At 60.9% G+C, this 15,218-nt stretch carries 8 protein-coding genes and 1 pseudogene; 5 read left to right on the forward strand and 4 right to left on the reverse strand.

Features of this window, described 5'->3' with window-relative positions; translation table 11 throughout:
- Window positions 1-45 precede the first annotated feature (45 nt).
- Both SB756_RS25940 and SB756_RS25945 read left to right on the forward strand, forming a co-directional pair.
- Window positions 46-1,350, forward strand: a pseudogene (locus SB756_RS25940) (amino acid adenylation domain-containing protein); the annotation flags it as partial.
- Window positions 1,351-1,464: 114 nt separating this feature from the next.
- On the forward strand, window positions 1,465-6,741 hold the full coding sequence (locus tag SB756_RS25945) for an amino acid adenylation domain-containing protein (RefSeq protein ID WP_410912528.1): 5,277 nt from the start codon (window positions 1,465-1,467) through the stop codon (window positions 6,739-6,741).
- A 222-nt stretch (window positions 6,742-6,963) separates the two neighbouring features.
- Here SB756_RS25945 and SB756_RS25950 read toward each other — a convergent pair whose 3' ends face one another.
- On the reverse strand, window positions 6,964-9,426 hold the full coding sequence (locus SB756_RS25950) for a TonB-dependent siderophore receptor (RefSeq protein ID WP_341796512.1): 2,463 nt from the start codon (window positions 9,424-9,426) through the stop codon (window positions 6,964-6,966).
- 125 nt (window positions 9,427-9,551) lie between these two features.
- Complete coding sequence (locus tag SB756_RS25955) at window positions 9,552-10,412, reverse strand: formylglycine-generating enzyme family protein (RefSeq protein ID WP_341796511.1); 861 nt, start codon at window positions 10,410-10,412, stop codon at window positions 9,552-9,554.
- A gap of 275 nt (window positions 10,413-10,687) precedes the next feature.
- On the opposite strand from SB756_RS25955, the gene SB756_RS25960 reads away from it, so the two are divergent.
- Both SB756_RS25960 and SB756_RS25965 read left to right on the forward strand, forming a co-directional pair.
- Complete coding sequence (locus tag SB756_RS25960) at window positions 10,688-10,849, forward strand: hypothetical protein (RefSeq protein WP_167332716.1); 162 nt, start codon at window positions 10,688-10,690, stop codon at window positions 10,847-10,849.
- 116 nt (window positions 10,850-10,965) lie between these two features.
- Window positions 10,966-11,847, forward strand: coding sequence for a DMT family transporter (locus SB756_RS25965; protein WP_341796510.1), 882 nt, complete (start codon window positions 10,966-10,968; stop codon window positions 11,845-11,847).
- A 3-nt stretch (window positions 11,848-11,850) separates the two neighbouring features.
- Here SB756_RS25965 and SB756_RS25970 read toward each other — a convergent pair whose 3' ends face one another.
- Together SB756_RS25970 and SB756_RS25975 are read right to left on the reverse strand one after the other, a co-directional pair.
- A complete protein-coding gene (locus SB756_RS25970; protein WP_341796509.1) occupies window positions 11,851-12,309 on the reverse strand; it encodes a DUF4265 domain-containing protein in 459 nt (152 codons plus the stop codon).
- A gap of 13 nt (window positions 12,310-12,322) precedes the next feature.
- The gene (locus SB756_RS25975) at window positions 12,323-13,198 is read right to left on the reverse strand and encodes a DMT family transporter (protein ID WP_341796508.1); all 876 of its coding nucleotides are present in this window, start codon (window positions 13,196-13,198) and stop codon (window positions 12,323-12,325) included.
- Between the two features lie 284 nt (window positions 13,199-13,482).
- On the opposite strand from SB756_RS25975, the gene aceK reads away from it, so the two are divergent.
- Window positions 13,483-15,192 carry a bifunctional isocitrate dehydrogenase kinase/phosphatase gene (aceK, locus tag SB756_RS25980; protein ID WP_341796507.1) on the forward strand — a complete coding sequence of 570 codons (1,710 nt, stop codon included), beginning with the start codon at window positions 13,483-13,485 and terminating at the stop codon, window positions 15,190-15,192.
- Window positions 15,193-15,218: the final 26 nt, after the last annotated feature.

Below are 15,218 nucleotides of genomic sequence, written 5' to 3' on the forward strand. Positions count from 1 at the left end.
CTGCGTGACAACCTGCCGATTCCGGCCGGCCTGCGCAGCCTGGACCTGGATGTCGAAGACCTCAGCGGCTTCAGCGACGCCAACCCGGCCGTCGATGTGGCGCCGCTGAACCTCGCCTACGTGATCTACACCTCCGGTTCAACTGGCCGCCCGAAAGGTGCCGGCAACAGCCACCAGGCGCTGGTCAACCGCCTGTGGTGGATGCAGAAAGCCTACGGCCTGGACGCCAGCGACAGCGTGCTGCAGAAAACCCCGTTCAGCTTCGACGTGTCGGTGTGGGAATTCTTCTGGCCACTGATGACCGGCGCGCGTTTGGTCGTGGCTCAGCCAGGGGCGCACCGTGACCCGCAGCTGCTGGTCGACATCATCAACCACCATGGCATCAGCACCCTGCACTTCGTACCGTCGATGCTGCAGGCGTTCATGACCCACGAAGCGGTCGAAAGCTGCACTAGCCTCAAGCGCGTGGTGTGCAGCGGTGAAGCGCTGCCGGCCGAGCTGGCGCGTCAAACCCTGCAACGGCTGCCGGCTGCGGGCCTGTACAACCTGTACGGTCCGACCGAAGCGGCCATCGATGTGACCCACTGGACCTGCCAGCCGGACGAAAGCATCAGCGTGCCGATTGGCCAGCCGATCGACAACCTCAAGACGCATATCCTCGAAGGCAGCCTGCAACCGGCCGTGCGTGGCAGTGCGGGCGAGCTGTACCTGGGCGGGGTCGGCCTGGCTCGCGGCTACCACCAGCGCCCATCGCTGACCGCCGAACGCTTCGTGCCGGACCCGTTCAGTGCTAACGGCGGGCGCCTGTACCGCACCGGTGACTTGGCGCGCTACCGCGCCGACGGCGTGATCGACTACGCCGGTCGTATCGACCATCAGGTGAAGATCCGCGGTTTGCGGATTGAGCTCGGCGAGATCGAAGCGCGCCTGCTGGAACTGCCGAGCGTGCAGGAAGCGGTGGTGCTGGCGCAGGACGGACCGAGCGGCAAGCAGTTGGTGGGCTATGTGGTGCCTGTCGACAACACGCAAGATGAAAGCGCGCTGCGCGACAGCCTGCGTGAGGCGCTCAAGGCCGGTTTGCCGGATTACATGGTGCCGGCTCACTTGTTGCTGCTCGACAAGCTGCCAGTGACACCGAACGGCAAACTGGACCGCAAGGCCCTGCCGCAGCCGGATGCCAGCCAGTTGCAGGGTGAATACGTTGCGCCGCAAAGCGAGCTGGAGCAGCAGTTAGCGGCGATCTGGGCGGATGTGCTGAAACTGGAGAGGGTCGGTCTGACCGACAACTTCTTCGAGCTAGGTGGCGATTCCATCATTTCGTTGCAGGTGGTAAGCCGTGCACGTCTGCAGGACATTCAGTTCACACCCAAAGAGTTGTTCGAAAACCAGACGGTCCAAAGGTTGGCGGCGATCGCGCGACGCAACGTGCGTAGTGCTGTCGATCAAGGGAAGGTTTCTGGCAGCATGCCATTGACTCCGATCCAACAATGGTTCTTCGCCGAAGACATCCCTCAGCGTCAGCACTGGAACCAGTCCGTACTGTTGCAGCCGAGTGAAATACTGCATAGCGAAACCTTGGGTGCCGCATTGTCCGCGCTGGTGGAGCATCACGATGCATTGCGCTTGAGTTTCGACCAAAGCGAAAGCGGCTGGCATGCGGCGTTCAAGGAGGCTCCCCAAGCATTGCTGTGGACGCGTTCGGTAACGGATGCCAGCCAATTGTCGCTGGTGACCGAGCAGGCGCAGCGCAGCTTGAACCTTGAGCAGGGGCCACTCTTGCGCGCAGTGCTCATCGACCTGGCCGACGGTGGGCAACGCCTGCTGCTGGTGATCCACCACCTGGTCGTTGACGGTGTCTCGTGGCGCGTACTGCTAGCAGATCTGCAACAGGTTTACCTGGCGCTGCGGGACGGTCAACCGCTGAACCTGCCGGAGAAGACCAGTTCGTTCAAAGCCTGGGGGCAGCAATTGCGGGACTACGCGGCGAGCCCGCAGCTAGTGGCGCAAATGGACTACTGGCAGGCGCAGTTGCAAGGTACGAGCGATGCGCTGCCGTGCGACAACCCGCAAGGCGGCAATCTGCAAAAACACGCTGCCTCGGTCAGCAGCTGTCTGGACCGTGAGCGCACACGTCAACTGCTTCAGGTTGCTCCTGCGGCATACCGCACCCAGATCAACGACCTGTTGCTGACTGCATTGGCCCGAGTGGTTTGCCGCTGGACTGCACATCCGCAGCTGCTGGTTCGCATGGAAGGTCATGGTCGTGAAGACTTGTTCGAGGGTATCGACCTCAGCCGGACGGTGGGTTGGTTCACCAGCATGTACCCGGTAAACCTGCACCCACAGCGTGGCATGGGGGATTCGATCAAGGCGATCAAGGAGCAACTTCGGGCGGTGCCGGACAAGGGCATGGGTTATGGGCTGCTGCGTTACCTGGGCGATGAGCAGGCACGCAATACGTTGGTGCAGCTACCGCATGGCGAAGTCGTGTTCAATTACCTTGGCCAGTTCGATGGTAGCTTTGATGCATCCTCTGCTCTATTCGTGCCGGCCAAGGAATACCCAGGGGCACCTCAGGATAAGTCCGCGCCACTGGCAAGCATGCTAACGATAAATGGCCAGGTATACGGCGGTGAGCTCAAGTTGAACTGGAGCTTCAGCCGGGATCGGTTCGCGCCGGCCACACTGCAGCGCTTGGCCGATGACTATGTGACCGAACTCAACGCATTGATCGAGCATTGCTGCCTTCAACAGCACACCGGTGTCACACCTTCGGACTTCCCGCTCGCTGGCCTGAACCAATCTCAACTGGACAGCTTGCCAGTACCTGTTCAACAGGTCGCTGATATCTATCCGTTGTCGCCGATGCAGCAAGGGATGTTGTTCTATACCCTGCAGGGATCGGAGAGCGGGCTGTACATCAATCAGACCTCGGTGGAAGTGGCCGGGCTCGAGATTGATCGTTTCATTACGGCCTGGAATCAGGTGATCGTGCGTCATGACATTTTGCGCACCGGGTTCTGGCTTTCACCCATGCTGGCCGAGCCACTTCAGGTGGTGCACCGCCAGGCCGAATTGCCAACGCGGGTCCTGGACTGGCGTGGGCGTGAGGTGAGCACTGACGATCTGCAAGCCTTGGCAGCGGATGAAACGGCGCAAGGTTTCGATCTGATGAGTGCGCCATTGATGAGACTGACACTGGTCAGGCTCGACGATGAGCGTTTGCATCTGATCTGGACGCGACACCATATCCTCATGGACGGCTGGAGCAACTCGCGCCTACTGGGTGAAGTTCTGCAGTGTTACCACGGTCAAGGGTCGAGTGTGCCGGTCACGCGCTTTGCAGAGTACATTCGCTGGCTCGCCCGCCAGCCGCAGGCTGCATTGCAGGCGTTCTGGTCGGGCAAGCTTCGCGAACTCGAAAGCCCGACCCTGTTGGCAGGGACGGTTGCCCCGTATGCCGACAGCAAACTTGAGGGTCACGATGCGTTGTACCTGCACTGGGATGCCGCGAAGACCTCGCGCCTGCGCCAGCAGGCACAGCGTTTGCGGGTAACCCCGAACACCCTCATTCAGGCCGCCTGGCTGTTATTGCTGCAACGCTATACCGGCCAGTCCAGCGTCTGCTTCGGCGCAACGGTTGCGGGGCGGCCGGCGGGACTGGCGGGTTCGGATGAAATGCTGGGCCTGTTCATCAATACCCTGCCCGTGGTCCAGGCTCCACAACCGGACGTAGTGGTGTCTGACTGGTTGCAACAATTGCAGGCCTACAATTTGGAGTTGCGCGACCATGAACATGCAGCGCTGGCGGACGTACAACGCTGGGCCGGGCAACCGGGGCAGGCGTTGTTCGACAGTATCGTGGTCTTTGAAAACTACCCCGTGGATGAGCGTTTGCGCGAAAGCGCCGATAGCACCCTGCGGTTCGGTGAAGTCAGCAACCGTGATGTGACCAACTTCGCCATGGACCTGGCCGTACACCTGAGCGAGACCTTGTCGGTCGAGTTCCTCTACCTGCGAAGCCGCTTCACCCAAGCGGCCACCGATGCCATACGCGGTAGCTTCGAGTCTTTGCTCACGGCCATGCTGGATAATCCCCGGGCCGCCATCGGCAGCCTTGGCATGCTCACTTCGGCCCAGGTGCAGCAGACGGTCGCGCGTAATCGGCTGCCGGCCGGCGAAAGCAGCATGCTGCACCTTGCCGGGCAAGTCGCGCGGCATGCCTTCGAACGTCCACACGCATTGGCCGTGAGTTGCGGTGAGCAGGTATTGACCTACGCCGAGCTGGATCATCGTGCCAACCGATTGGCGCATCATCTGACAAGCCTGGGGGCACGCCCTGAAGTCACGGTCGGGATCGCCCTGGAACGGTCAGTGGACGTGATCGTGGCATTCCTCGCAGTGATGAAGACCGGCGCCGCCTACGTGCCGCTGGATATAGACTATCCGCAGGACCGTCTGCAGTGGATTGTCGAAGACTCCGCCATGCATCTGCTAGTCACCAGCAGTGGCTTGCGTGAGCGCTTTGCCCAGGTTCGCAGCTGTGTTGAGCTCGACCTGCTGACAGGTCTTGAACTACCTGACAGCGCGCCGCAGGTGCAGGTGCAGGATGACAACCTGGCTTACCTGATCTATACCTCCGGCTCTACCGGCAAGCCAAAGGGTGTGGCCGTGAGCCATGGGCAGATACGCATGCATTGCCAGGCTATCGCCCAGTTGTATGAGATGGATACAGCGACCCGCGAGCTGCTGTTCATGTCGTTTGCATTCGACGGTGCTCAGGAACGCTGGCTCTCGACCTTGTCGAGTGGTGGCAGCCTCGTGGTACGCGACAACCGTTTGTGGACGGCCGAAGAAACCTGGCAGGTGTTGCATGCGCAGCGCATCGATATTGCCTGCTTCCCGCCAGCTTATCTGCAGCAGTTGGCAGAATTCGCCGAAGCATCGACGCAGGCTGCACCACCGGTGCGAATCTACTGCTTTGGCGGTGATGCCGTGCCTGATGCGCTGTTCGAGCTGGTCAAGCGTACGTTGCGTCCTCAATACCTGACCAATGGCTACGGGCCGACAGAAACGGTCGTCACGCCCCTGTTGTGGAAGGTATCGGCGCAGCAGTCGTGCGAAGCGGTCTATGCACCGATCGGTGAACGGGTCGGTCTGCGTACCCTGCATGTACTCGACCAGGACCTGAACCCGTTGCCTGACGGCGTCGCCGGCGAGCTCTACATCGGTGGCGAGGGGGTGGCGCGAGGCTATCACCAACGCCCGGCGCTGACGGCTGAACGCTTTGTCGCAGACCCGTTCAACCCAGGCTCACGTCTGTATCGCACGGGAGATCGGGTACGCCGTCGTGCCAATGGGGTCATTGACTTCATCGGTAGGCTGGACAACCAGTTGAAGGTCCGTGGGTTCCGTATCGAGCCGGGAGAGATTGAAGCCCGTCTGCGCAACCTTCCTGATGTCAAGGATGCGGTGGTCGTGGCCCGCGAGGTCGCCAACGGCAAGCAACTGGTGGGCTATGTGGTGTCAGCAAACGCGATGGTAATGTCGGCGCAGTTGCGTGATGCGATGCGTGCCGAGCTGCCCGATTACATGGTGCCAGCACATGTTGTCCTGCTTGCGTCGATGCCACTTACACCAAACGGCAAGATCGACCGTAACGCACTGCCCGCCCCCGAAGCTACCGGGCAGCGCAAGCGTGTGGCACCACGCAATGATATCGAGCGTGTACTGGCGCGTATCTGGCAGGAGGTGTTGGAGGTTGACCAAGTCGGGGTCGACGACAACTTCTTCGAGCTTGGTGGTGACTCGTTGCGGGTGCTGAAGATGCTGTCCAAGGTACGCGCGCACGAAGATCTGCCCATCGAGTTGAAGTTGCGCGATGTCATGGCCAAGCCGACTATTGGCGAACTTTCGGGCTTCACTATCGCAGGAAATGACCTTGACCCGCTCTTGCTGCTCAACAGCCGAGTGGCCGATGCCACACCGTTGTTCTGCCTGCACGCAGGCTTCGGCACGGTATTTGACTACGAGCCGCTGGCGCGTCGCCTGGATGGCCATTGCAGTGTCTACGGCTTGCAGTGCCGCATGTTCCTGGATCGTGATTGGGAAGACGACTCCCTGGAGTCGATGGCCATTGACTACGCCCAGTACATCCGCCAGAAACAACCTGAGGGCCCTTATCGACTGATGGGTTGGTCGCTGGGTGGATCACTGGCGGTGATGGTTGCTCGTGAACTGGAAAACCAAGGGCAGCAAGTAGCGGCGCTAGGCCTGGTTGACAGCTTCATGCCCAAGCCAGAGGTAGTACCGGCTGAAGGCGACTGGGGTAATGATTTGCGTGGTTTCCTGAGCGTGGTCCTGGGCATTGCGAAGGAGCAACTGCCCGCGGGGGTGGTGCCTGTCGATACCGAGGCGGCTGCCCTGGAACAAATGGTCCAACAATGGCGCGCCGATCATTGCGAGCAATCGGCCTATGCCGATATCAGCAGCGGCGAGTTGGCCCATACTTTCGTCGTTGCCATGCGATTAAAGGCGCTGTCCTCACAGATCAGCGGTTTGCCGAGCACCTCGGCACAGGCCTCATGCTGGTGGGCGGGCGACACCGTCAGCCCGTACTGGACCCGCCGTAGTACCGTTAATGTGGCTATCAACGCCGGGCATTACGACATCCTCAAACACCCGGAAGTGATTGATGGCCTGGTGACAATGGTGCAAGAGGTAGACAAGGTAAGTGACTGAGGGAGCATGCCCCTGAACCACGGGCTTTGCCTGGGCTCAGCAACCTGCGGTGTCATTCGTCAAGGATGATTCCGCAGGTTTTTTTTGCTTCGGCTGCGGGTGCAGCCCTGCCGCTATCCTGGTAGGGCAGGCTTGTTGCCCCTTGGCGGATACTGATTGCCGGTACCGGGTAAAAAAAACGCCCTTCACGAAGAAGGGCGCTGTTCACACTGGCTTGCAGGATCAGAAATCGTAGCGGACATCGAGTGTTGCATTACGTGGTGCACCGTAGTGACCGTAGCTGCCGGCCATGCCGGAGTAGTATTTTTCGTCAAACAGGTTGTTGACGTTGACGGTAGCCGCCAGGTGTTCGGTGACCTGGTAGCGAGCCATGAGGTTGACGACGGCATAATCGTCATCCTTGGCCTTTGCGTTGTTGATGTTGGTAAAGGTCAGCGATTTGCTCGAATCCCAGTTCACGCCACCGCCTATCGTTAACTTGTCCCAATCGCCTTTGAGGTGATAGGTGGTCCACAGGCGGAAGGTGTCCATGGGCAATTGCGTGGTCAGGCGCTCCCCATCGGCATCCTTGGTTTTGGCATGGCTATAACCTGTCTGTACGTTCCAGCCCGGTGCGATCTCACCCGTGACTTCAAGATCGAAGCCCTTGGTCTTGGCCCCGTCGACTGCGCGATAGGCCGATGAGCCGGTTGGAGTGAGCTGGCCAGGATCGAGTTCGGCAAAATTGTCGCGCTCGACCATGAATACAGCAGCGCTGGTGTTAAGCCGGCCCTGGAAGAACTCGCCTTTCCAGCCAGCTTCGTAGTTCTTGCCGACAACCGGCTCGAGGACTTTGCCATCCTTGTCCATCGAAGTTTGCGGCTTGAAGATGTCGGTGTAGCTGAAGTACACGGATTGTTCAGGCGTCAGGTCATAGATCAAACCTGCGTACGGCGTTACCTGGCCGGTTTCACGCATCTTGCTGACCGTATTGGTGTTGGCGATCAGGGATGTCAGGTCGGAGTCGTAGGTGTACTGCGAAACTCGGGCACCAAGCAGCAGGTGCAGATCATCGGTGACGTTGAAACGGTTGGCCACGTAGTAGCCGCTCTGGCGTGTCTTGATGTTGAAAATCAAGGATGGACGGTAGCCGTCGCGTGCCAGGTAGTTGTCCCAAGTGTAGAAGTTGAAGGTGGCGATCCCGCCCGTCTGGGAGCGGTGGTCATTCTCGTATTCAGAGTAGTTGTAGCCCAGTACCAGATCATGGCTGCGGCCGAACAGGTCGTAGGTGCCAGCGAGATTGACGTCCAGGCCTTTTTGCGTTTGGTCGGCAGAAATCTTGGCCCGCTCGGCGCTTGCCGAACCGGTTGCTTCGTTCAGGTAAGTGACACCCGACGTGCTCCGATACCATCCCAAGTCTGCGTCTCGGTCCACATCCATGTAGTTGGCCACTACCCGCAGCTTCCAGTCGTTCACCAACTGCTGCTCCAGGGTAGCGGTGTAGTTCATGGTCTCGAAATCATCGTACATCCACCGTGCGCCAGAACTGGTGGAGCGGGAGAAATCGGTCTGCTTGCCATTGGTGAACAGCAAAGGAACGCCAGGCGAGCCAGTTGAGCGGTATTTCTGGTAGTCGACGCCAAAACGTACCAGGGTCGTGTCGGTCACATCGGCCTCGACGACGCCATAAAAGATTTCGCGTTTCTGGTCGTACCAGTCCATGAATGTGTGGTTGTCTTGCTTGGCCGCAACCATGCGCCCTCGCACATTGCCAGTTTCAGTCAACGGGCCAGAGACATCGGCTTCGCTGCGGTAATTGTCCCAGGAGCCTACGCTGCCCTTGATATAAGACTTGAACTCATGGGTTGGTTTTTTGCGGATCAGGTTGATGACTCCGCCGGGTTCGCCTGCCCCTGTCATGAGGCCTGTGGCGCCGCGGACGATCTCTACCCGGTCGTACAACGCCATGTCCAACAGTGTGCTGGGCATGTTGCGCGTCTGGTTCTCTTGGCTGGTATTGACGCCATCGAACTGGTAGGTGTCGATGGCGCTGCCACGCGAATAGACGTTGAAACGTTCCCCGCCGTCTTGGGAAATGGTGATACCTGGCGTCTGTTTCAGTACGTCGGTAATAGCGCCCAGATGCTGGTCATCCATGCGCTGACGGGTGACAACGGTGATCGATTGCGGTGTTTCACGAAGCGACAGGTTCATTTTCGTGGCCGTGCTTGTCACGCCCGTCGTGTAAGAGCCTGTGCCTTCGGTGGTTGCGTCTAGGCCGACGCTATTGACGTTAGTCGCCGAAAGCTCGACCTGGCCGTCCTTTGCGGCAGAGCCCGCCGTTACCGTCACCGTATTGCCGTCGATCTGATAACGCAGCCCACTGCCGCCCAGCAGGATGCGCAGCGATGTCGCGAGGTCGTGACGGCCCTTAAGTGCCGAGGACTGCAAGCCACCGATGTCCTCCGGGCTGTACAGCAACTGCGTATCCGTCTCCTTGGCCAGCGCCTGCAACGCCGAGTTCATCGACTGCGCGGGAATATCCAGCGCCCATTCCTGCGCCTGCGCCTGCACCTGGGCAACCATCGCAGTGGACAACGCCAGCCCCAGGCCTACGCGCGACAACACGTGCCGGGGCCGAAGGGAATGACGGATCAGTAACGCTTTTGCAAGCGGGTTGAGCGGGCCGGGCAAGGACTTGGACATCTATTGCGGTCTCGTTGGCAGAAGGGTTTTTTAATGTCAGCTATGTGACGCAGCACCTGTGAAAAACCGGAACGATTCTTATTGGCTATTTTTTTCACCAGTGCTGCGTTAACCGCGTCACAACTTCACAGTTCACGTGCTACGCGAAAACCGAGAAAGTCGCCGCGGGTTGTCTTGAGGCGGTCATTGCGGTTGGCCGAGCGGGAGAAAATTGGCGGCTCGCCCCAGTCGTTGCCACGCATGTGCGCGCGGATACATTTCGGGTCCTGAACCCAGGCGCTGCCGTCGGCGGGGGCGCCTTCATAGCTTTCGTGGTAGCAGTCGGCAACCCATTCGTAGACGTTGCCGTGCATGTCGTACATGCCAAAGGCATTGGCCGGGTAGCTGCCCACTGGGGCTGTGTAGGTGTAGCCATCGCGAGGGCCGTAGGTGTTGGCGTGCTTGCTGATTTCGTACTTGCCCGGCTCGTCGAAGGGGAAGGGGAACGGACCGGTGGAGCCGCCGCGGGCGGCGTATTCGCGCTCGGCCTCGCTGACCATGCGGTAGGGCTTGCCGGTGGTCTTGGCCAGCCACTGGGTGTAGGCCTGTACTTCGTCGTAGTCCACGCACACAGCCGGCTGGCGGGGCCCTTGCTTGTAGGTCGGCTTGCTGGCCTCGCACCAGCGGCCGGGGCGGTCGTCGCCGCTCTTGATGACGGTGCCGGTGGCCTTGATGTAGGCGTCCAACTCGGCGGCGGTAACCTGGTAGCGGCTCATGGCGAAGGGCTTGGCGAAGGTCACGGTGTGCAGCGGGCCTTCGTCAGGCTGGCGGCCGACTTCGTCGTCGGGGGCGCCCATCACGTAGCTGCCGGGGGGTAGCACGACCATTTCCGGGCAGTCCTTGCAGTCCTTGAATATATCGCCGGGCTTGGCGGCGTGGGCGTAGGCGCTGACCAGCAGCAGGCAGGTGATCTGGGCTGGCCGGTAGAGCCAGGCTTTTGCGTTCATGGGTGATCCTCGGAACGGGTGAATGCGTGCTGCGTTTCGCATTCAGACGAGCCGGAGCGGTGGAAAATTAACCAGTGGCCAATCGGATGTGGCCTGTGTAGGAGCAGCCTTGTGCTGCGAAAGGGCCAGTGCTGCCTCATACATATGTGCAGGGAGTGATGGCCTCTTCGCAGCACAAGGCTGCCCCTGCACAGGAGTGTGCCGGCCTGGTAGTTGCCAGCCATGTGGCGCCGGGCTATAGTCCAACCCACTGTTCTCTTCCCGAAGACCTGTTCATGCCAGCCAGCCCTTCCACCACATGCTTTGCCATCGCGCCAGTCGCGGGCATGGTCGTGCGTGGCAGCCAGCAGCCGGTCATGATCAGTCACTACCCACCACCTGTCAGTGGCGTCGTAGGCGGCGTAGCTCCGCCTCCTTGCGTGGTTGTGCTGGGCTGATCGGCTGCTTGCCGAACCCCTTCGCACACGCAACCTACTGAACACGGTCGGCTACTTCCCTCGCTGAAGCGCACGCCGTCCGTTTGGCTTTCCTGCCTACTATCAGGTGGCAATACATGTCTGTCTTTACCAAAGCATCCGTGGCCTCGGTGGCCACTACCAGCCTGTTCGTCCTGCTGTGGAGCAGCGGGGCGATCGTCTCCAAGCTGGGCCTGGCGCATGCCAGCCCGTTCGCCTTCCTGCTGTTGCGCTCGGCGCTGGCCTTGGCCGGCCTGCTGCTGATCGGCCCGCTGCTGGGGCTGCGCTGGCCGCGCAGCCGTGGGGCGATTCTGCGCGCCTTGGGTACCGGGTGCGTGCTGCTCGGCGCCTACCAGATCTTCTACTTGCTGGCGCTCAACACCCATGTCACCCCTGGCGTCATGGCCACGGTCATGGGGGTACAACCGATCCTGACCGTGGTGCTGATGGAGCGCCAACGCTCCTGGAGCCGTCTGTTCGGCCTGGGTCTGGGGCTGGGCGGCTTGATCATGGTGGTGTACCAGGGCATCAACCTGGGCGGGGTGTCGCTGGCAGGGATGCTGTTTGCCCTGTTGGCGTTGGCCAGCATGACCCTGGGCTCGATCCTGCAGAAGCGCATCACCGATAACCCTATGGGCACGCTGCCGTTGCAGTACCTGGCCGGCTTTGCCATGTGCGCGCTGTTCGCACCGTTGCAACCGCTGCATGTCGAGTGGACCGGCGGCTTTGTCGGCGCGTTGCTGTGGATGGGCCTGGTGGTTTCATTGCTGGCGACGTTGCTGCTGTATCGGCTGATCGCCAAGGGTAACCTGGTCAATGTCACCAGCCTGTTCTACCTGGTGCCGGCGGTGACCGCAGTGATGGACTTCCTGATCTTCGGCAACCGACTGGCACCGCTCAGCCTGCTGGGCATGGGGTTGATCGTGGTGGGCCTGCTGTTCGTGTTTCGCAAGCCCGTCGCGCGCCTGGCCGAGGCGTAAGTCCTAGCGGAACTCTTCGGGGATGGCGTGGCGCAATACGCCTTCCTCGAAGTCCAGCAGGCCGGCTTCGCGCTGGGTGAGCAGGTAGTAGAGCAGGGTGTCGAGTGAACGTTGCGTCGGGACCTCGACAGCCAGCATCTTCACGGCCTGCTCGGTTTCGCAGTTGCAGCCGAAGTCCTGCAAGGCCGCACGTACCTGGTCCAGGGTTTCCGGGGGCTTTACCAGCACCCGGAACACCGAGCTGCCGCTGCTGCTGCGCAGTGCATCGAACCAGGTTTCGCCGTTTTCTTCACGGGTGGCAATCACATCACCCGGGGCAATGCCGTAGACATGGAAGGGGATGTTGTCGACCGTATAGCCGCCTTCCACAGCCTTGGCCCACAGGCCCTCGACTGAGGCGGGTGGGTAGCCGTTTTCGTCCTGTTCCAGGCGGAACAAGACCTTCTTGTATACGCTGTTCATCGTGTGCCCCGCTTCAGTTGCGCGTCGGGCGCAACACCAGCCACAGTGCCATGCCAATCAGCAAGCCGCCGTACAGGTGCCCCATGGACAGCGACTCGTCCAGCAGCCACGCCCCCCACAATACACCGAACACCGGGATCAGGAAGGTCACGGTGCTGGCCTTTACCGGGCCGATTTCTTCCAGCAGGCGGAAGTACAGGATATAAGCGAACGCCGTGCACAACAGGCCCAGGCCCAACAGCGATAGCCACACCTGCCAGCCGCCCCAGCTGGCAGGCGGCTGGCTGAGCGCGCTCCAGGCGAACAGCGGGCTTAGCAGCAAGGTGGCGCCGAGCATGCTGCCCAGTGCCGAAAGGCGGCTGTCCAGGCCGCTGACCCAGCGGCGGGCAAGGAAGCCGGCAAAGCCGTAGCAGGTGGTGGCCGCCAGGCAGGCGAGGGCGCCCTGCACCAGGGCCATGTCCAGCGCCACCGGGCCGGCGCCGCTGAGGATGCCGACGCCAAACAGGCCAAGGAAGATGCCGCACATCTTGGGCAGGGTCATGGGCTCGCGGAAGAACAGCATGCCGATCAGCACGCCCATCAGTGGTGTGGTGGCGTTGAAGATCGCCGAGTAGCCGGCTGGCAATACCTGAGCGGCAACGGAATAGAAGGTGGCCGGGATACCGGAGTTGATCATGCCCAGCACCAGGCAGGCACCGAGCTTGCCCTGGAAGTCCCAACGCACGCGGGCGACCGCGACGATGCCGATCAGGCCCAGGCAGGCAATGGATACACGGAAGAATGCGGTCGGCACTGTGCCCAGCTCGGGGGCGATGATGCGCATGAACAAAAAGCTCGCCCCCCAGACGGCAGCAAGTGTCAGCAGGCGGGCTAGGGCGATGGGGCTCACGGCGGTCTCCGGGTACAGGGCAGGGCGCGAGTGTACGCCAGGGGGCGGGGGGATTCTTGTGCTTTCTTGCGGTGCAATCCATTGCGCTCTGCGCGGCCCTTGTAGGAGCAGCCTTGTGCTGCGAAGAGGCCGGTACAAGCACAGGTATTTTTCGCCTGTACCGGCCTCTTCGCAGCACAAGGCTGCTCCTACAAAGGCCATGCAGGCCTTCGAGGTGTGGCATTAACCCATGATCACAAGGGCGGCTAAGCTCAGTACTCAATCTTTGCACCGAGGTCCACCGCATGACCCAGCACTGGCCTGCCGGCGAGATCGCCCGGATGATCCTCGATGGCTTCGACGACTACCGCGAGCATTTCCGCCGCATCACCCTCGGCGCCCGCGAGCGCTTCGAGCAGGCGCGTTGGCAAGACAGCCAGCGGGCAGCCGCCGCTCGGATCAACCTTTACGAACAGAAGGTCGGCGAGGTCAACGGCTGGTTGCGTGATGCGTTCGATGACGAAGTGCTGCTGGAGGTCGAGCAGTGGCCTCTGGTGAAAAGTGCCTACATACGCCTGATCGACCCGCGCCTGGACGATGAATTGTCCGAGACCTGGTACAACTCGTTGTTCTGCAGCCTGTTCAGCCATGACCAGATCAGCGACGGCTGCATGTTCATCCACACCACCCGGCCGTCTATCCGCAGCCACCAGCGTGCCACACAAACCTGTACCTACCGCCCCGATGGCAATCTGCAGGGCCTGCTGCGGGCGATTCTTTCCGACTATGCATTCGCCTATGGCGACCTTGAAAGCGACGTGTCACGCCTTGAGGAGCAACTGCGCGAGTGCCTGCCGGATTGGGTTTGCAAAGACCCGACGCTGGCGGTGGAGCTGTTTTCGCCGGTGCTGTACCGCAACAAGGGTGCCTACCTGGTCGGCCGGTTGTACAACAGCGATGAGCAGTGGCCGCTGGTGATACCGCTGCTGCACCGTGAGGGGCATGGTATCGAGGCCGATGGGCTGATCACCGACGAGGCCGAGGTGTCGATCATCTTTTCCTTTACCCGCTCCTATTTCATGGTCGATGTGCCGGTGCCGGCAGAGTTCGTCAACTTCCTCAAGCGCATCTTGCCGGGCAAGCATATTGCCGAGCTGTACACCTCCATCGGTTTCTACAAGCACGGCAAGTCGGAGTTCTACCGGGCGCTGATCAACCACCTGGCCGGCAGCGAAGACCGCTTCGTCATGGCGCCCGGGGTGCGCGGCATGGTCATGAGCGTGTTCACCCTGCCGGGCTTCAACACCGTGTTCAAGATCATCAAGGACCGCTTCTCGCCATCAAAAACCGTCGACCGCGCAACCGTGATCGACAAGTACCGGCTGGTAAAAAGCGTCGACCGTGTGGGGCGCCTGGCCGATACCCAGGAGTTTGCCGATTTTCGCTTCCCACAGGGCAAGTTCGCGCCGGAGTGCCTGGCCGAGCTGCTGGAGGTGGCGCCGTCGACGGTAATACTGGAGGGTGACACTGTACTGATTCGCCACTGCTGGACAGAGCGGCGCATGACGCCGTTGAACCTGTACCTGGAGCATGCCAGCGAAGGCCAGGTGCTGGAGGCGCTGGAGGATTACGGCCTGGCCATCAAGCAGTTGGCGGCGGCAAACATTTTCCCCGGCGACATGTTGCTGAAGAACTTTGGCGTTACCCGCCATGGCCGGGTGGTGTTTTACGACTATGACGAGATCAGCTTCCTGACCGAGGTGAACTTCCGGCACATCCCGCCACCGCGTTACCCGGAGGATGAGATGTCGGGCGAGCCGTGGTACTCGATCGGGCCCCACGACGTGTTCCCCGAAGAGTTTCCGCCGTTCCTGTTTGCCGATCTTGGCCAGCGACGGTTGTTCAGCCGCTTGCATGGGGAGTTGTATGACGCGGATTACTGGAAGGGGCTGCAGGCAGCCATTCGCGAGGGGAAGGTGATTGATGTGTTTCCGTACCGGCGCAAGGCCCGGTAATTGCTTGGCCAGGACAGGCAACCAGT

Source organism: Pseudomonas sp. SIMBA_068, assembly GCF_046534705.1.
GTDB lineage: Bacteria > Pseudomonadota > Gammaproteobacteria > Pseudomonadales > Pseudomonadaceae > Aquipseudomonas > Aquipseudomonas putida.

Bases quoted from the DNA above. Each gene is read 5' to 3' on its own strand.
- aceK (WP_341796507.1), top strand. From the start codon at position 13,483: ATGACCCAGCACTGGCCTGCCGGCGAGATCGCCCGGATGATCCTCGAT.
- SB756_RS25945 (WP_410912528.1), top strand. From the start codon at position 1,465: ATGCCATTGACTCCGATCCAACAATGGTTCTTCGCCGAAGACATCCCT.
- SB756_RS25970 (WP_341796509.1), bottom strand. From the start codon at position 12,309: ATGAACAGCGTATACAAGAAGGTCTTGTTCCGCCTGGAACAGGACGAA.
- SB756_RS25960 (WP_167332716.1), top strand. From the start codon at position 10,688: ATGCCAGCCAGCCCTTCCACCACATGCTTTGCCATCGCGCCAGTCGCG.
- SB756_RS25950 (WP_341796512.1), bottom strand. From the start codon at position 9,426: ATGTCCAAGTCCTTGCCCGGCCCGCTCAACCCGCTTGCAAAAGCGTTA.
- SB756_RS25965 (WP_341796510.1), top strand. From the start codon at position 10,966: ATGTCTGTCTTTACCAAAGCATCCGTGGCCTCGGTGGCCACTACCAGC.
- SB756_RS25955 (WP_341796511.1), bottom strand. From the start codon at position 10,412: ATGAACGCAAAAGCCTGGCTCTACCGGCCAGCCCAGATCACCTGCCTG.